We start from the raw sequence: 17,410 nt of genomic DNA, 5'->3' as shown, positions 1-17,410 counted from the left end.
ACGCCGTGACCGAGCCGAATCAACTTCTCGTCGGACTCTTCCCCACCATTCAGGTGCAGGCCGAAATCGAAGCGCATCGCAAGGACTGGTGGTGGCCCAAGGACTGCTCCTTTCCACCTGAAGAGCGCCTGCACCTCACGCTTCAGTATCTCGACGATCAGCAAGGCGATGCCGAACGCCGGCTGCGCGCTGCGCTCGCCGCAGTGTGCGCGCGGCGACTGCAACTGACGCTCGACAGTTCCTGCACGTGGAACAACGACGTCTCGGTGGTTCAGCCCTCGGAGCACGAAGGCCTGCGCCGTCTTCAGCGCGATATCAGCTGCGTGCTGCTGCAAGCGGGCTTTTCCCTCCAGGTCCGTGGGCGCGGATGGAATCCACACGTCACCATCGCGCGAGACTCCGAGCGAGCCGCAAGGCCCATTTCGCTGAAGCCCATTCGCTGGACCGCAACGGAATTCCGCCTGGTCCGCTCCCACTTCACACACCCGTTCCGCCACGAAGCGCTCGCCTCCTACCCGCTGCACTGAGGCTGCCTTTCGTCCGGCGCTAAAGTCCCCGGATGCTCACGCCTCCCGACCTGCCGCACGAAGCCATCGCGCAATGCCTTGCCGGTGCCTACAAACTGCACGACATCCGCGCCGAGTTCCTGCCGCTGGGCGCCGATGTGGACTCCGCCGTCTTTCGCATCGACGCGAGTGACGGCGCCACGTACTTCCTCAAGCTGCGCCGCAATGGCTTTGACCGGAGCGTGGTCGCCGTGCCGGCTTTCCTGCACCACGACAAAGGCATCGAAGCGGTGATGGCGCCCCTGCCGACAACCGGCGGCCAGCTGAGCGTGCAAGGTCACGGCTTCGACTGGGCGCTCTATCCCTTCTTTGAAGGCAGAAACGGCTTCGAACGCGCGTTGACGAGCCGGCAGTGGGTTGCGCTCGGCGCTGCGCTGGGCGCCATCCATCGCACCGAACTACCCGAAGCACTGTCGGCCGCCCTTCCCCGAGAACGCTACGACCATCACTGGCGCGAAGGCGTGCGCCGCTACCAGCGCCGCTTCATCAACGACGTGAAAGGCGACGACATCGCCATGCGTTTCCTCGCCTTCTGGGAAGAGCACGCGGAAGAGATCGACAACATCGTCTACCGCAGCGAGCAGCTCGCATCCATCCTGCTCGAACGCCCGCCGCAGTTGGTGCCGTGCCACTCCGACCTGCACGCGGGCAACGTGCTCGTCGGCGACGACGACCGCCTGGCCATCGTCGACTGGGACACGCTCATCCTCGCGCCGAAGGAGCGCGACCTGATGTTCATCGGCGGCGGCGTCGGGCACGCATGGAACCAGCCGCACGAAGAAGCGCTGTTCCACGAAGGCTATGGCGCAAAGAAGGAAGACATCGACGCCGTGGCCCTCGCCTACTACCGCCACGAACGCATCGTGAAGGACCTGCTCGAGTTCTGCGACCAGATGTTCGACGGCACCGCCAGCACGCAAGACCGCGAAGAGGGCCTGCGCCAGATGCAGAACCAGTTCCTGCCCGACGACGTGGTCGCCATCGCGCACCGGAGCTACGACGCCATCACCTGAGCTGGTTTCTTCAGGCCAGCATGTCCTGCGCGTCGTCCTCGAAGCCCGGAATCGGCTGGGCCTTGGCCAGCGCCAGCCATACCGCGAACGGAATGCGCTCGAAGGCGCGATGCACCGCCGCGCGCGCCACCACCAGGCGATCGCCCTCCAGCACCATCACGCCGCATTCGGCAGGTATCTCATCCGGCTTGGCGATGCAGCGGCCCTTCGCATCGTTGCCCAGCACGTACCAGCATTCGCCGCCCAGGTCGAGGTAGGCCGCGCGCTTGTCGGGCTTGCGCAGGTCGCCCAGCAGGTCGGCGCGGCTCACCTTCACCTCGTGAACGATGGGGTGCGCATAGGCCTCCACGCTGGTATTGCGGATCGAGAACACGTCGGGCCGCGCCATGCACCAGCGCGGCTTGCCGCCCTCTTCCAGCGGCGGCAGGCGCGCCCGCAGGCCCAGGCCGCGCCAGGCGATACGGCCGCCGCGCGTCATCTCTCGCGCCACGCGTTCCACCAGCGCCTCGTGCGGCGACAGCGCAGCGCGGTTGATGGTGAGCGTGGCGGCGATGCGCGCGATGCCGGCATCGGTCACGCGCAGCGTCTCGTGGCCATGCGCCGTGCGCACGCGCTCCAGGTAGCCGCCCGCGAGCAGTTCGACCTCGATGGTGTCGCAGCACGGCCAGCCGGCCGAGCGGTAGATCTCGCGCAGGCGCCGCGCATGCAGCTTTCCGAAGGGCACTGCCGCCTCGGCACGCTGCATCGGCGGCGGCTCCGTCACCGGAGGCGGAAAGCCGGGGTCGGTCACCGGCGGCTCGGCCGGAGGCGGATCGCCCTCCGGCGGCGGAAAAGGCGGCTGGTGCGGCGGCGGCACGGGAATGGGCACGTCGGGCGCGGGAGGCGGCGGCCCGATGGGGCCGGCGGCGGGGGGTGCGAGAACGGCGGATTCGGACATGGCGGAAACAGGTTAGCGAAAAGAGCCGCAAGGCGCGAGGCGCAAAACGATCGGTTGCATTCGACTCCTCTGCCGTGTCAATGGAAATCCCGGCTCGTGTTGCTCTGCGCGAGCCGCCCCATGAGCGGCGTCAGGTCCTTGAAGCCGGTGGCGATCAGGTGCTGCACCTTGCCGCCGCTGTCGTCGTCGCGCTGCCAGGTGCCCTGCACCGCGAGCAGGTGCGACTTGAGCAGCGGCTCGCGCCAGGCCTCGATGACGTGGCTCCAGACGATCACGTTGACGTTGCCGGTCTCGTCCTCCAGCGTGACGAAGATGGTGCCGTTGGCGGTCTGCGGGCGCTGCCGCCCCTTGACGATGCCGCAGGCGCGCGCGGTCTGCCCGCTGGAGAGCGAACGCAGCTCCGCCGCGCTCATCAGCTTCATGCGCGCCAGGCGCGGGCGCAGCAGCGCGAGCGGATGACGGCGCAGCGTGAGCCGCAGCGCCGCGTAGTCGCCCACGATCTCCTCGCCCTCCGACGCGGCCGGCAGCAGCAGCGCCTGCTCGTTGATCGGCACACCTCGCAGCAGGGCCGGCGCGCGCCGCTGCGCGGTGGCGTCCCACACCTGCTGGCGCCGATGGCCCGAGAGCGAGATCAGCGCATCGGCCGCGGCCAGCGCGGCCATGTCTTTGCCGTCGAGTTCGGCACGCAGGGCGAGATCCTCGGTGCTCGTGAACTGCGCCTGCGCGCGTGCCTCCAGCAGGCGCTTGGCCCCGCCATCGCTGAGGCTCGCGATGCGGTTCAGGCCCAGCCGCACCGCGGGCTGGTTCTCTCTGCCGAGACGGTCGGCATAGCGCTCGTCGGTGCCGGGCGGCATGCGCGGCGCGCCGGGGTCGCGGGCTTCGAGCGTGGTGTCGATCCCGCTGCGCGTGACGTCGACCGGGCGCACCTCCACGCCATGGCGGCGCGCGTCCTGCACCAGCTGCGAGGGGCTGTAGAAGCCCATCGGCTGCGAATCGAGCAGTGCGGCGAGAAAACAGGCCGGCTCGTAGTTCTTGAGCCAGCTGCTCACCGTCACCAGCAGCGCGAAGCTGGCGGCGTGGCTCTCGGGGAAGCCGTAGTCGCCGAAGCCCATGACCTGCTTGAAGATGGCTTCGGCGAAGCTGGCCTTGTAGCCGTTGAGAACCATGCCGTCCACCAGCTTGTCGTGGAACTTGCCGAGGCCACCCTTGCGCTTCCACGCGGCCATGGCACGGCGCAGCTGGTCGGCCTCGTCGGCGGTGAATTTGGCCGCGATCATCGCGATCTGCATCACCTGCTCCTGGAAGATCGGTATGCCCAGCGTGCGCTCCAGCGCTGGGCGCAGTTCGTCCTTCTCGTAGCGGATGGGCAATTTCTTGGCGACCCGCTCCCGCTGCTTGAGATACGGATGCACCATCCCGCCCTGTATGGGCCCCGGCCGCACGATGGCGACCTCGATCACCAGGTCTTCGTAGGTGCGCGGCTTCAGGCGCGGCAGCATCGACATCTGCGCGCGGCTCTCGATCTGGAACACGCCGATGGTGTCGGCGTCGCAGATCATGTCGAACACCTTCTGGTCGTCGGCCGGTATCTGATGCATCTCGATGGCCGAGTTGCGCCAGCTGTTCATGTGCGCAAGCCCCCGGCGGATCGCGCTGAGCATGCCGAGCGCCAGCACGTCGACCTTGAGCATGCCCATCGCCTCGAGGTCGTCCTTCTCCCACTGGATGACGGAGCGGTCCTTCATCGACGCTTTTTCCACCGGCACCAGCCGCGTGAGCTTGGTGTGCGTGAGCACGAAACCGCCCACGTGCTGGCTCAGGTGGCGCGGAAAGCCTTTGAGCCGCCGCGTCATCTCGATCCAGTGCTCCAGCTTGAGCTCGTCTTCCTGCACGCCTGCGCGCGCCGACGCCCGCTGCAGCTGCTCGCCGAGCACGGTGTCGTCGAACCAGTAGTGGTCCTTCGCGAACTCGTCGATCAGCCGCTCGTCGATGCCGATGGCCTTGCCCACGTCGCGCAGTGCGCTGCGGGAGCGGTAGCAGATGACGACGGCGGCGATGGCTGCGCGATGGCGGCCGTATTTTTCGTAGATGTACTGGATGACCTCTTCGCGCCGCTGGTGCTCGAAGTCGACGTCGATGTCGGGAGGCTCGCGGCGCTCGCGGCTCAGGAAGCGCTCGAACAGCAGCGTGCCCTTGTCCGGGTTGATGGCAGTGATGCCCAGGCAGAAGCAGACCGCCGAGTTAGCCGAGGAGCCGCGCCCCTGGCAAAGAATGCCGCGAGACTTGGCGAAGCTCACGACGTTCTCGACCGTCAGGAAGAACATCTCGTATTCGAGCTCCAGGATCAGGTCGAGCTCCTTGCGGACCTGCCTGCAGACGCTTTCCGGAATGCCCGAGGCGTATCTTTCGAGCGGGTACTTCTCGAGCGCCCCCTCCCACGTCTTTCGCACCAACGTCTGCGCCGGCGTTTCGTGGTTGCCCACGGTCTCCAGCGGGTACTTGTAGGTATCCCGGATCACCTTCGGATCGAACCTGCACCGCTCCATCACCACCAGCGTGTTCTCCAGCATCTGCGGCAGATAAATCTCCGCAAGCCGCACGCGCTGTCGCAGGTGCCGCTCGGCATTCGACTGCAGCGCGAAGCCGCACTCGGCCACCGTCTTGCCTTCGCGAACGGCCGTCAGTATGTCGTGCAGCGGCTTGCATGAACGCGCATGCATGTGCACGTCGCCGGCTGCCACCAGCGGCACGCCCGCCTCCTCCCCCGCCTGCATCAGCGTGACGAGCCAGAGGTCGTCGTCGAGTTCGTTGAAAAGCTCCACCGCCAGCCAGAGGTTCCCGCCGTACAGCGCCTTGGCGGCCAGCAGGTCTTCGTGCAGCGTGGCCGTATCCATCGCGCCGCCGGGGTTTCGGTTGGGCACGAAAAGAATCTGGCAATGCTGCAGCGAGGCCACGTCGCTTTCTTCCCAGCCCACGCGGTACTCGCCCTTGGGCAGCTCGGTGTTGCGGGCGGCGGTGATGAACTCGCAGAGGTTGCCCCAGCCCTCGGTGTCGTTCGCTATCACAACGAGCCTGAAGCGCTCGAACCGGAACTCGCTGCCGAACAGCAGGCGGAAGCTCGGGTTGCGCGGGATCTTCGGCTCGTCCGGGTGCTCGCGCTCGTATTCGCAAAGCTTGTTCTCCATGTCGCGCAGGCACACATGCGCCCGTACGATGCCGGCCACGGAGCACTCGTCGGTGATGGCCAGCGCCTTGTAGCCGAGCTGGTAGGCCCGGTCCACGATGTCCTCGGGCGTCGAGGCGCCGCGCTGGAAGCTGAAGTTGGTCAGGCAGTGCAGCTCTGCATAGTCGGGCAGCCTGGACTCAGGTGCCTTGCGCAGCGGCACCGGCAGCGCATGCACCTTGGCGGGCTGCCGCCTGCTTTCCTGCTTGCCGCTGAGCTCAGGCATAGAAGCCCTGCAGGTACCAGCGGACCTCGCCGGAAGAAAAGCGCGCGGCGGGCCGCTCGCGGAAGATCCACACCAGCCCGGCCTCGGGGCTTTCCGCGACGTAGTAGTCGCGCATCGCGGGCTGGCCGCCCTCTTCCTTGTCGCCCCACCAGCCGGTCTCGACGCGCTGCGGGCCGATCAGCCGGCTCAGCGGGCCGCGGTAGCACGGGCGCTCGCCATCCATTTCGAGCAGCAGCGGTTCGGGCAGCAGCCACGGCGGGTAGACGGCGTCGGGCTGCGAAGCCACTGCGGCAGCCTGCTTCCGGCTCCTGTCGTCGGCCGCTTTCTCTTTCCCCTTTTCCTTCTGCAATGCAGGCTGCCACGCCTGCTTGCGCTCGGGCCGGTGGTCGGCCTGCGCAGCCGGCACCACCACCTGCTGCGGACCGAGCCGCACGCTGAGCCGCTCGACCATCTCGTGCAGCCTGTCGCCCTTGCGGTTGTCCTCCGGCAGGAAGCTGGTGCTGGCGCCGGCCCACGGGTCGGTTTCGAGCGTGCGCAGCCTGATCCAGCTCGCGGGCGCTGCCAGCGTGGCGAGGGCCAGCTTTTCGGACAGCAGGCGGCGCAGGTGCGCCATGTCCTGCGTAGGCTCGGCCGTGCGCACGATGAGCTGCTCGTGCGGCGGCAGGTTCACGCCGTTGAGGCGCCGCAGGTCGAGCGTCCATTGCAGCTCCAGCGCGCGCGCACCGCGCTGGCGGGCGCGCAGCCAGATCTGCAGCGCCGCCAGCAGCCGGTTGGCCGACCACATGAGCTCGGGCGCGGTCTCGGCCAGCGCGGGCAGCTCCAGCTTCTGCTCGAACACGTCGGGCAGCGTGAGCCAGCAATGGCTTTCGGGACGCAGGCCCCAGGCGATGTCGAGCGCCTCGCGCAGCCCGGCGCCGAAGCGCCGCGTGAGTCCGCCGCGCGGCAGCGCCGCCACCTCGCCCCAGGTGCGGCAGCCCAGGCGCGCGAGCAGGTCGAGGTGCTCGCGCGCGGCGCTCAGCGTGTCGAGCGGAAGGCCGGCGGGCACGTCCTTCGGGCGCTTCTCCTCGCGCGCGAACAGGCGCAGCCGCGCCAATGCGATCAGGCTGGTGGCGCCCTGCGTGCCCAGCATGCGCGCGTCGGGCACGGGGTTGTCGGCCACCAGCAGGCGCATCAGCTGCATGCGCCCGCCCCAGAGACGCTCGCAGGCGGAGACTTCGAGCATCAGGGCTTCGTCGAGCCAGGCGACGTGGGGCGTGTACTTCAGGGCCCACCAGCCCAGGGCTTCGAGCGTGGGAAGCGTCGGGGCGTCGGACGCGTCGGCTTCAGGCAACCACCGCAAGGCGATCCAGTGCATCCGGGCCTCCTTTCCATGCGTCGATGCGCACCACCGTGGCCGACGCCGCACCGGCCGGCACCGTGCCCTGCTGCTGCAGACGCAGCTTGCGCCGCAGCCGGGCGGCGGCAAGCAGTGCCGCCATGCGCTCGTTGCGCGCCGGCAGCATCACCGGTGCGGCCAGCGGCGGGCCGCGTCGCTTGAGGATGTTCAGTTCGATCTGCGAGACATCGGCCTGGCTGCGGTCGGCCCTGATGCGCAGCCGCGCAGGCGATGCCGACAGCGCCACCGACTCGGGCCGGCACACGAAGAGCAGCACCTCGTGCTGTGCGGCCGCCAGCTGCAGCCGCCGCAGTTCGCCCACCCGCGCCTGCGGCAGCCAGGCCACGACGGCGGACACGTCGGCGCAGCGCAGCGCCTGCTCGCAGGCCCACAGCCGCGCGGCCGGGGCCTCGCTGCGCACCCACATCAGCGCCTCCACCGGCAGCCCCTGCGCCGCGAGGGAGGCGCCGCAGGGCTCGTAGGGCGCGCCGATCAGCACCACCGGCCCGCCCCGCGCGGCCACCGCCTGCGCCAGCGCGGGCAGCAGCAGCCGCCAGACATGGGCTTCGGGCGCAGGCAGCAGCAGTTCCGTCATCGCGCCGACCGGCCAGCCGCCGCCCGGCAGTTCCGCGTCGAGCGCGGCATGGCCGGTGGCGACGACCTGCGCGTCGGCAAGGCCGAGTTCGTCGGCATGCCAGACGCCACGGCCCGCGGCAGCGGAGAAGGAATCGAGGAAAGGGAGGCCCATGGCGATGACTGTTAACTGTATTTTCATACAGTATTTCATGAGCCACAACCCGAAGCCCGGAAAAGCCGTTTCTTCTTCACAGAGCGTTTCACATTGCGGCGAGCTGCGCCTTTCCCATCGTCGGATACTGGCCACGGATGCAGCCCCCGACGATTCCTTTCCACCTCACCCGCGCCGAACTGCTGCGCATGGGCGCCGCGCTGTGCGCCGGCGCCGCGCTCCCCGCCTTCGCCCAACCCCAGTCCAAGCCAGCCATGAACACCCGCCCCATCCCCTCCACCCGCGAGGCGCTGCCCGTGATCGGCTGCGGCACCTGGATCGGCTTCGACCAGCGCCCCGGCACCGAGGAATACGCGCGCCTGCCCGGCGTGCTCGATGCCCTTTTCGCGGCCGGCGGCACGGTGATCGACAGCTCGCCCATGTACGGCCGCTCCGAGGAAACCACCGGCGAGCTGCTGGCAGCATCGAAGCAGCAGGTCAGGCCCTTCCTCGCCACCAAGGTCTGGACCTCGGGCCGCGAGGCCGGCATCGCGCAGATGGAGCAGTCCTTCGCGCGGCTGCGCACGCAGCACATGGACCTGATGCAGGTGCACAACCTCGTCGACTGGCGCACGCACCTCGCCACGCTGCGCGGCTGGAAGGAAAAGGGCCGCGTGCGCTACATCGGCGTCACGCACTACACGGCCTCGGCCTACGGCGAGGTCGAGGCGGTGCTGAAGGCCGAGAAGCTCGATTTCCTGCAGATCAACTACTCGCTCGACGCGCGCGAGGCCGAGCAGCGCCTGCTGCCGCTGGCCGCCGAGCGCGGCGTGGCGGTGATCGTCAACATGCCCTTCGGCGGCGGCGGACTGCTGCGCCGGCTGCGCGACAAGCCGCTACCGCCCTGGGCCGCCGAGATCGGCTGCACCAGCTGGGCGCAAGTGCTGCTGAAGTTCGTGCTGAGCCACCCGGCCGTGACATGCACGATTCCAGGCACCAGCCGCCGCGAGCACATGGCCGACAACGCGGCCGCCGGCGCGGGCAGCTTTCCCGACGCGGCCTTCTGGCGCCGCGAGGCCGCTGCTATTCGAACTTGACGTTGTGCTCGCGCACGGTGGCGCCGAAGGCGTCGTACTGCGTGCGGAAGAACTCGGTGAACTTCGCGGGGCTCATGCCATAGCCCTCGAAGCCCTGCTGCACCAGCTGCGCGTGCACCTCGGGGCGCTTGAGCGTGTTCTGCAGTTCCTGCGAGAGCCTGTCGGTGATCTCCCGCGGCAGCCCCGGCGGCCCGAAGAAGCCGGCCCACGGCGTGATGGTGAGCTTGCCCAGCCCCAGCTCGCCGCCCGTGGGCACGTCGGGCAACAGGGCGCTGCGCTGCGGCAGCAGCGTCACCAGCGCGCGGATGCGCCCTTCCTTCACGAAGCCCGGCGCCAGCGTGCCGGTGGTGAACATCATCTGGATCTGCCCGCCCAGCAGGTCGGTCATGGCCTGCATGTCGCCCTTGTAGCGCGCGTTGACCACCTTGCGGTCACCCAGCAGCTGCAGCATCGCGAGCTCCGAGGCGCTGTTGCTCGACGCCGAATTGAGCGCGCCGGGCTTCGACGCCACCAGCGCGAGCAACTCGTTCACGCTCTTCACCGGCAGGCTCGCAGGCACCACCAGGAACATCGAGAACTGCCCGGCCGAGCTGATCGGCGTGAAGGCCTTGAAGGGGTCGTAGGGCGGCGTCGGCCGCAGCGTGGGCGCGGCCACCATCGCGGTGTTGGTGCCCATCAGCAGCGTGTAGCCATCGGGCCTGGCCGACGAGGTGGCCTGCGCGGCCAGCACGCCGTCGGCGCCGGGGCGGTTCTCCACGATCACCTGCTGGCCGAGCTGCTTGGCCAGGCCCTCCGCGATGATGCGCGTGAGCACGTCGGCGCCGCCGCCGGCCGCGAAACCCACGATCAGCTTCAGCGGCTTGTTGGGGAATGTGTCGGCGCTCCATGCCGCCGTGCCGGGCAATGCCGTGGCGGCGGCAAGGGCCGCCAGGGCGAGTGTTCTGCGTCGCATGATGACGGCCCTCCGCTTCAGAAGAGATGGCGCACGCCGAATTCCCAGCCGGTCGAGCGATGCCCGGCCGCCGGCGCCACGCCGCCGCTGACCACGTAGCGCGCCTGCCCGCTGTTCATCAGCCGTGCGTAGGTGCCGTAGAGCGCGGTGCGCTTGGAGAGGTTGTGGACGTAGCCGATGCCGAACTGCCGCGCGTCGTCGCGGTTGCGCGGCATGCCGTTGGCGTTGCGCAGGCTCTCGTCGCTGCGGTCGTCGAGGTAGGCGTAGCTGATGCGGATGCGCCCCACCTCGAAGGCCGGGATGTGCGCGCCGATCTCGGCCGTGTTCTTGCGTACCGTGCCGGCCGCCAGCTTCACCGTCACCTTGTTGTAGAGCGCGAAGAACTTGGCGAAGCCCGCGTCCCACGAGCCGCCGATGTTGGCGTGCGTGTAGTTGCCGACGGTGGCGGTGGCATTGAATTTCGAGCGGGTGACGGCCGCCGCCACGTCGAAGGCGCCCGATGCGAAGCCGAAGCGCGCGCCCGCGAAGTTGCCGTCGTGGCGGTTCGCCAGGGTCGAGTCGTTCTCGCCGGTGCCCACCATCGCCATGCCGTAGAAGCCGCCGAGGTTGGGCGGCAGCCAGTAGCTCACCGTGTTGCTGCCGGTGATGGTGGTGGGCAGCGGCCCGGTGCCCACGGCCGCGAAGGTGAGGTTGCCCGCGCGCGCCACGCCGTTGGCGTTGAACGGGTCGAAGTAGATGCTGTTGTAGTGCGTGGGAATGAAGTCGTGGCCCAGCCGCAGCTCGCCCAGCTTGTCCGACGACAGGCTCACGAAGGACATGCGGTCGAAGGTGATCGGGCCCGCCGTGCCCGCGCCGCTTGCCTGGTTGTTGGAATTGCTCGGGCGGCCGGTGCCGGTGTCGGGGTTCAGGCTGCCTTCGAGCCAGAAACCCGCGCGCAGGCCGCCGCCCAGGTCCTCGGTGCCGCGAAAGCCCAGCCGGCTGGTGGAAAGCCCGCCGTTGGACAGCGCCTTCACCGAGCCGCCGCCCGGACCCGCCCCGCTGGTGTACTGGATGCCGAGGTCCATCACGCCGAACACGGTCACGCTGGATTGCGCCTGTGCGACGCCGCTGCTGGCGAGCCCCAGCGCTGACCACATCAAGATTCTCTTCATGGTTTCTTGTCTCCTGCTTCTTCTCTTGGGTTGAAAAACTCGGAACGACCGCGCAGGGCTGCGCCACCGGATGCGGACGGGGGTCCGCACCGGTTGGCAAAAGCCGTGATCGGAAGAGGTCTAGCCCGGGGGCGCGGTGCGCTCGACGCGCACGAGGACGGCGCCCTTCGAAAGCGGCCCCACGTTGCGCCGGTACTGCTGCAGCCAGCCGGTGTCGTGCACCGGCGGCGGCGCCTGCCAGTCGTCGCGGCGCGCCTGCAGTTCGGCGTCGCTCAGGTCGATGTCGAGGCGGCGCGCGTCGAGATCGATGGTGATGGTGTCGCCGTCGCGCACCAGCCCGAGCGGGCCGCCGAGCGCGGCCTCGGGCGACACCTCGGCCACCACCAGCCCCTTGCAGACCAGGCCCGAGAGATGCCCGTCGGTCAGCAGCGCCACCTGGTCGCCCAGCCCCGCGCCGTCGACGGCGAAGACCACGCGCGACGCCCCGCCGCCCATGGCCGGGCCGCCGCAGGCACCGGCGCCGCGCATCACGACGACCTGGCCGGGCACGATCTCGCCCTTCTTCAGCGCGGCGATGGCGGCGTCCGAAGTCCAGAAGCACACGGCCGGGCCGGTGAAACGCCGCACCTTGCGCTCGGCGATGCCGGTCTTGATGAGGCCCGACTCGGGCGCGAGGTTGCCGCGCAGCAGCACGATGGCCGGCAGCGGCGCCACAGGCCGGCCGATGGGGCGGATCACCTCAGCATTGGCCACCTCGGCATCGCGCAGGTTGTCGGCGACCGTACCGCCGGTGACGGTGCGCGCGCCGGTGTCGAGCAGCGGCTCGAGCTGCTTCATCAGCGCGCGGCAGCCGCCGGCCGCCTCGAAGGCTTCGATGGAATCGCTTCCGATGGGCCGCACGCCGGCCAGCACCGGCGTCTCGGGGCCGAGGCGCTCGAACATGCCGTACACGTCGACACCGGTCTCGCCCTCCGTCGCCACCGCCTGCAGGTGCTTGGCGGTGTTGAGCGAGCCGCCGATGGACAGCACCGCGCGCACCGCGTTGGCGAAGGCGCCGGGCGTGAGGATGTCGCGGGGCTTCAGGTCGTCCCACACCATCTGCACGATGCGCGTGCCGGCCGCGCGCACGTCGGCCATCATCTTCGGGCTCAGCGCCGCGACCGGCGCGCTGCCCGGCAGCGCCATGCCGAGCGCCTCGCAGACGATGTGCATCGAGTTCGCCGTGCCCAGGCCCGAGCACACGCCGGGGCCGCGGATGGCCTCCCGGCTCATGCCCACCAGTTCTTCCACCGGCAGGTTGCCCGTGACGGCATGCATCGCACCGATGAACACCTCCTCGATGTCCATGTGGTGGCCCTTGTACTCGCCGCTGGGCTGGTAGCCGCAGGGCACGAGCAGCGTCGGGATGTTCAGCCGCGCGGCCGCCATGAGCTGGCCGGGCACGGTCTTGTCGCAGGAGGTGAGGCAGACCATGCCGTCGAGCTGCGCGCCTTCGACGGCCACCTCGATGTCGTTGGTGACGAGGTCACGCGCCGCCAGCATGTAGGCGCCGCGCGCGCCGGCGCCGGTGATGAAGTCGCTGGGCGCGGCCGTGCGGATCTCGAAGGGCACGCCGCCCGCCGCGCGGATGGCCTCCTTGATCTCCGCCGCCACGCGGTCGAGGTGGCTGAAGCAGGCGGCCAGCTCGGAGGAGCTGTTGACGATCGCGATCTTGGGCTTCTCGCAGTCCTCTTCCGGAATGCCTAGCGCGCGCCAGTGGGCGTTGCGCACCGACCAGAGGTAGGAGCCGCGCGGGAAGTTGCTGCGTAGCGGTCGGGTCATTCGGCACCTTCCTGTTTCTTCTTCGTGATCTCGACCACGCCGCGGTCGGCGTCCACGCGCACCCAGTCGCCGGTCTCGATGCATTCGAGCGGGTCGCGCTCGAAATCGGTCATCGAAGGCGCGTGCGTGACCACGGCGCCCAGCGCCATCTTGGTCGTCATCTCGTTGAACAGGAACGCGGCCGGCGCCGAGTTCATGAGCCGCGTCATGTGGAACATGGCCGACCAGCCCGATGAGCCCTTGGCGCCCGGAAACACCAGCACCTTGCCCGCGAAGCTCTGGCCGCGCAGTTCGTGCCGCGTCTCGACGACGGTGCCGGTGCGCGGGTCGATGCCGCCCCAGCCCGAGATGCGGTCGCGCGTGACCAGCGCTTCGCCTTCGGCCACGCCGCCCACCACCTTGCGGCCGCGGATGACGATGGTTTGTTGTTCGTTCAAGACTGCGGCGTTCATGCGTAGGCTCCATTCCAGCGCCCCGTGCAGGCCGCGTCGATGCATTCGGCCGTGCTGCCGAACCAGGCCTGCACGCCGAGGATGGCAGGCAGGTAGTGCGCCTGCTTGGCGGAATCGAGCGCGACGGTCTTCGTGCCCTTGGGTACGGCGCGGCTCATGGCGGAGCAGCTGTCGCCCATGATGATGCCGCCCGCGTCCTCGATGATCTTGGTGTAGCCGTTGCGGTCGGCCAGCGCCTTGATGGCGCGGGGCGTGAAGATCCACAGCTCGCAGTCGGGGTGCACCTTGCGCCCTTCGATGAGCTGCGCGGCCTCCCAGATCTGCTCGATGGTGTAGTGCGGGCAGCCCAGCATCACGTACTGCACCTCGGCGTCCTTCGCCGTGATATTGATCTTCTCGTAGGTGGCGCGGCGCTCGGCCTCGCCGTAGCGCAGCACCTGCACCGGGGCGCGCCCGCCCAGTGCCTGTTCGAGCGTGAGCGCCTCGGGCGTGACGCCGGCGATGTGATACATCTCCACGCCGCCCGAAGACGACGCCGCCGCGCCGAAGTGCTTGAGCCTCGGCAGGTTCGGCACCCGCGAGATGCCGCGCCGGCTGTGCACCACCGGCACGCGCTCCTGCACGTGCTCTCCGATGTAGTAGCCCAGCAGGCCCCAGTCCTGTACCGACTCGACATCGATGTCGAGCTCGACCACGTGCGTGGCGTGGCGGTTCTGGTCGAGGTGGTAGCCCCAGTAGGGAATGCGGCCGGTGAGCATGGCCGCGCCGGTGCTCTCGCGGCCTTCGGTGTTGGTGCGCGCGCCCAGCACCGAATTGCAGTACACGACCGCCGACGACTCCATCCATGCGCAGTGCTCGCCGCGCGTCGGGATGTTGCCGACCTGGTAGGGCGTGCAGGTGTTCATGATCTGCGCGCCGAGTCCGGCGGCATGGCGCTCGCTCTTCTCGTAGAAGCGCACGATCTCCTCGCTCACGCCCATGCGCTCGGGCTGGCCGGGGTCGAAGCCCAGTTGGAGGTGGCTGGTGAAGACCTTGAACTTCGGGATCTCGACGGTCTCCTGGCTGTCGAGGCTGAATTCGGAGAACACCGCGTCCATGCCGCCGCCCTTGGCGAGCGCGAAGTCGCGCTGGAAGGGCGTGGTCGAGGTGATGGACGCGCAGACGTTGCGCGTCTCGACCAGTCGCTCGGCGCCCAATGCTTCGCCGTAGCGCACCAGCAGGTCCATCGCCTTCTGCACGGCCGGGCCGTCTCGCCCGTCGTACATGGCCTTTTCTTCATCGCTCAGGTGCATGACCTGTGTCTCCGTTCTTTCTTGTGTCGTGGGGATCGGGCCCCGGCCGGGCCTGCTAGCCCGGCGAGGGTGTGGGTGTGGGTGTGGGCGTCGGCACGTGGCCGCCGATGTCTCGCGCGATGCTCAGCGCGATGTCGTGCAGGCGCGGCGCGAGTTCGTTGCGCAGGCGCTCCTCGGTGAAGACGAAGGCGGCGCCGCCGCCGTTGAGCGCCATCACCTCGCCGTCGGGGCCGATGAGCGGCACCGACACCGAGTTGATCTCGCGGTGGAACTCGCCCAGCGAGAGGCAGTAGCCCAGCCGCTTCGACTCGCCGATGGCGCGGTTCATGCCGGGCGCGATGCTGTCCCACTCGGGGCCGCGCAGCAGGCGCATCGAATCGATGAGCTGGTTGCGCTGCGCCTCCGGCAGCGCCGAGAGGTACGCGCGGCCGAGCGCCGAGTTGGCCAGCGGCGCGCGCGAGCCCACGTCGAGCCGCGCCGAGAGCATCGACGAGCGCGGGCGGCAGGCTTCGATCAGCACCATCTCCATGCCGTCGCGCACGGCCAGGTAGACGGAGGCGCCGACCTCTTCCGCCATCGCCTGCATGCTGGGCCGCGCGGCGGCGCGCACGTCGAGGCTGCCGAGGAACACGCGCGACAGCGACACCACGCCCGGGCCGAGCATGAAGCGGTCGGCCGCCTGCGCCGGCTTGAGCATGCCCAGCGAGAGCAGCGTGGCGACCAGCCGGTTGACGGTGGCGCGCGGAATGCCGGTCATGCGCGCCAGGTCGGCATGGCCGAGCACCGGACGGTCTTCGCTGAAGCAGCGCAGCACGGAGATGCCGCGCTCCAGCGCGCTCACGGTGTCGGAGCGCTCACCGCGCGCGTCGGCCTGCTGTTCGGCCTGGGGGAAAGAGGTGTCGTTCTTTTCGGTGGACATGGAGGAACCCTTCGCAAGACTCTCAGGATCGGGACTCCCGAATGTAGAGGCTCGCGGACGGAGGGTTGCCGGGTTCATGGCCGCGCGAGTTCCAGTGCAGGCCCATCAGGCGCCGGCCTCGGCCGTGGCCAGCGGAGCGCTGTCGCCCTGCCCGGCACCGGCACGCAGGTGCACGCCCTGCTCCAGCAGCGCGGACTGCAGCGCGCCCACGTCGACGAAGCGCGGCGCGATGTCGCCGCGCGAGGCCAGCGCCGCGGCCACGCCTGCCGCCTGGCCGGTGATCCAGCACTGCGGGATCTCGCGCATGAAGCCATGCGAGTTGCGGTCGCAGGAGATGTGGCGCCCACAGGCCAGCAGGCCGTCGAGCTGCCTGGGCACCAGCGCGCCGTAGGGAATGGAGATGTTCGGGAACTTGGGCGAGACGGCGGGCGACACGCCGATCTCGTCAGCCAGCGGCACGCCGTCGGGCCATTGGCTGCGCAGCACCGAGCCCACGCCGACCAGGCGCCGCGCGTGGCGCACGCCGATCTGCGGCGCGCTCAGCATCAGGTAGGCGTTCTCGAAACCGGGCGCATGGGCGCGGAAGTAGTCCAGGTGCGCGGCCATGGCGCGGTGCGAGCGCACCTCCACGGCGGTGAGGTCGTCCACGTCGAGCGCCGAGTAGCCCGACTGGCGCGGCCCCATGAAGAGCGCCACGTCGTTGCGCCACGAGACGAAGGGCCGCTCGAACAGGCCGCACTGCTCGCGCCCGCCGGCCATGAAGGCGGTGAAGGCCTCGGGCTGGCCGGCCTTGAATTCGATCCAGCGGTTCATGTCCACGCCGCCGAAGAGCCACGAGGTGTTCATGCAGTGATGCACGTCGGCCTCCTCGATGTCGTTCACGTACTCCGCGCCGGCGCGGGCGAACAGGTCGCCGTCGCCGGTGGCGTCGACCACCACGTCGGCCATGATGGCCATGCGGCCTTCCTTGCTCTCGAACACCATGCCCTTGACCGCGCCGTCCTGCACGATGGGAATGGCGGCCCACGAGTGATAGATGAGCTTGACCTTGCGCTCCAGCACGATCTCCTGCGAGAGCAGCTTCAGCCGCTCGGGGTCGATGGTGGGCGACCAGGTGACGACGCCGTGGTAGGCGGCGGTGCGCTGCGACCAGTGCGCGGCCTTGGCCGTGTCCTGCGAGCCCCAGTCCTCGCGCGCCGGGCCGGCGATGGCCTCGGCCGGCAGGCGGTCGAACAGCTCTTCGGCGAAGCCGCGGATCACCAGCTTGCCCTCCCAGTCGGTCATGCGGTCGATCCAGATGACCAGGCCGCCGGTCGACAGGCCGCCCAGGTGGTTGTAGCGCTCCAGCAGCGCAACGTCGGCGCCCGCGCGGGCGGCGGCGGCCGCGGCGGCGGTGCCCGAGGGGCCGCCGCCCACCACCAGCACGCCGCAGCGGTGATAGACCGGAATGCTCTTGCCGGGCTCGGCCCAGCTGCCGTGGTCAGGCCGCTTGACGCGGCTGTCGCGGTCGAAGATGTCGGAGGTCAGGATGCGCTCGTCGGTGCGGACGACAGTTTTCATGAATGCGTTCTCGGCTTGGCTTGTTTCGTCGTATTTTGATTTCACTTTCCATTTTGTCAAAATCAAAAGTCATTTATCTAGGGTATTCCCTGGTGAATA

General features: G+C 69.2%; 14 protein-coding genes. 3 read left to right on the top strand and 11 right to left on the bottom strand.

All coding sequences use genetic code 11. The annotated features are described in order from the left end of the window. The first annotated feature begins 5 nt into the window (after positions 1-5). Positions 6-527, top strand: a complete 522-nt coding sequence (locus EJP67_RS12485) for a 2'-5' RNA ligase family protein (protein WP_126022025.1) — start codon at positions 6-8, stop codon at positions 525-527. Between the two features lie 32 nt (positions 528-559). Next, positions 560-1,579 (top strand): phosphotransferase enzyme family protein, encoded by a 1,020-nt coding sequence (locus tag EJP67_RS12480; protein WP_126022024.1) that lies wholly within the window; start codon positions 560-562, stop codon positions 1,577-1,579. A 10-nt stretch (positions 1,580-1,589) separates the two neighbouring features. Here EJP67_RS12480 and EJP67_RS12475 read toward each other — a convergent pair whose 3' ends face one another. The 4 genes from EJP67_RS12475 to imuA form a co-directional block, all read right to left on the bottom strand. Then, positions 1,590-2,516 carry a hypothetical protein gene (locus EJP67_RS12475; protein WP_126022023.1) on the bottom strand — a complete coding sequence of 309 codons (927 nt, stop codon included), beginning with the start codon at positions 2,514-2,516 and terminating at the stop codon, positions 1,590-1,592. 77 nt (positions 2,517-2,593) lie between these two features. After that, positions 2,594-5,965, bottom strand: coding sequence for an error-prone DNA polymerase (locus EJP67_RS12470; RefSeq protein ID WP_126022022.1), 3,372 nt, complete (start codon positions 5,963-5,965; stop codon positions 2,594-2,596). Continuing rightward, positions 5,958-7,319 (bottom strand): Y-family DNA polymerase, encoded by a 1,362-nt coding sequence (locus EJP67_RS12465; RefSeq protein WP_126022021.1) that lies wholly within the window; start codon positions 7,317-7,319, stop codon positions 5,958-5,960. Before EJP67_RS12465 ends, EJP67_RS12470 begins: the two co-directional genes overlap by 8 nt. Next, positions 7,288-8,088, bottom strand: coding sequence for a translesion DNA synthesis-associated protein ImuA (gene imuA, locus EJP67_RS12460; RefSeq protein WP_126022020.1), 801 nt, complete (start codon positions 8,086-8,088; stop codon positions 7,288-7,290). The genes EJP67_RS12465 and imuA overlap by 32 nt, the downstream gene beginning before the upstream one ends. A gap of 137 nt (positions 8,089-8,225) precedes the next feature. On the opposite strand from imuA, the gene EJP67_RS12455 reads away from it, so the two are divergent. Continuing rightward, positions 8,226-9,164 carry an aldo/keto reductase gene (locus tag EJP67_RS12455; RefSeq protein WP_126022019.1) on the top strand — a complete coding sequence of 313 codons (939 nt, stop codon included), beginning with the start codon at positions 8,226-8,228 and terminating at the stop codon, positions 9,162-9,164. Here EJP67_RS12455 and EJP67_RS12450 read toward each other — a convergent pair. The 7 genes from EJP67_RS12450 to EJP67_RS12420 form a co-directional block, all read right to left on the bottom strand. Then, positions 9,151-10,116, bottom strand: coding sequence for a Bug family tripartite tricarboxylate transporter substrate binding protein (locus EJP67_RS12450; RefSeq protein ID WP_126022018.1), 966 nt, complete (start codon positions 10,114-10,116; stop codon positions 9,151-9,153). The genes EJP67_RS12455 and EJP67_RS12450 overlap by 14 nt on opposite strands. A gap of 17 nt (positions 10,117-10,133) precedes the next feature. Continuing rightward, a complete protein-coding gene (locus EJP67_RS12445) occupies positions 10,134-11,267 on the bottom strand; it encodes a porin (RefSeq protein WP_126022017.1) in 1,134 nt (377 codons plus the stop codon). Positions 11,268-11,387: 120 nt separating this feature from the next. After that, entirely contained in the window at positions 11,388-13,088 is a 1,701-nt protein-coding gene (gene ilvD / locus EJP67_RS12440) for a dihydroxy-acid dehydratase (RefSeq protein WP_126022016.1), read from the bottom strand. Beyond that, positions 13,085-13,540 (bottom strand): aconitase X swivel domain-containing protein, encoded by a 456-nt coding sequence (locus EJP67_RS12435; protein WP_126022015.1) that lies wholly within the window; start codon positions 13,538-13,540, stop codon positions 13,085-13,087. Before EJP67_RS12435 ends, ilvD begins: the two co-directional genes overlap by 4 nt. Continuing rightward, positions 13,537-14,832, bottom strand: coding sequence for an aconitase X (locus tag EJP67_RS12430; protein WP_126022014.1), 1,296 nt, complete (start codon positions 14,830-14,832; stop codon positions 13,537-13,539). The genes EJP67_RS12435 and EJP67_RS12430 overlap by 4 nt, the downstream gene beginning before the upstream one ends. Positions 14,833-14,887: 55 nt before the next feature. After that, positions 14,888-15,751, bottom strand: coding sequence for an IclR family transcriptional regulator (locus EJP67_RS12425; RefSeq protein WP_126022013.1), 864 nt, complete (start codon positions 15,749-15,751; stop codon positions 14,888-14,890). Between the two features lie 105 nt (positions 15,752-15,856). Continuing rightward, a complete protein-coding gene (locus tag EJP67_RS12420) occupies positions 15,857-17,311 on the bottom strand; it encodes an FAD-dependent oxidoreductase (RefSeq protein ID WP_126022012.1) in 1,455 nt (484 codons plus the stop codon). Between the last annotated feature and the right edge of the window lie 99 nt (positions 17,312-17,410).

This window comes from Variovorax guangxiensis, assembly GCF_003952165.1.
GTDB lineage: Bacteria > Pseudomonadota > Gammaproteobacteria > Burkholderiales > Burkholderiaceae_C > Variovorax > Variovorax guangxiensis.
This window is presented reverse-complemented; position numbering and strand designations above follow the sequence as displayed.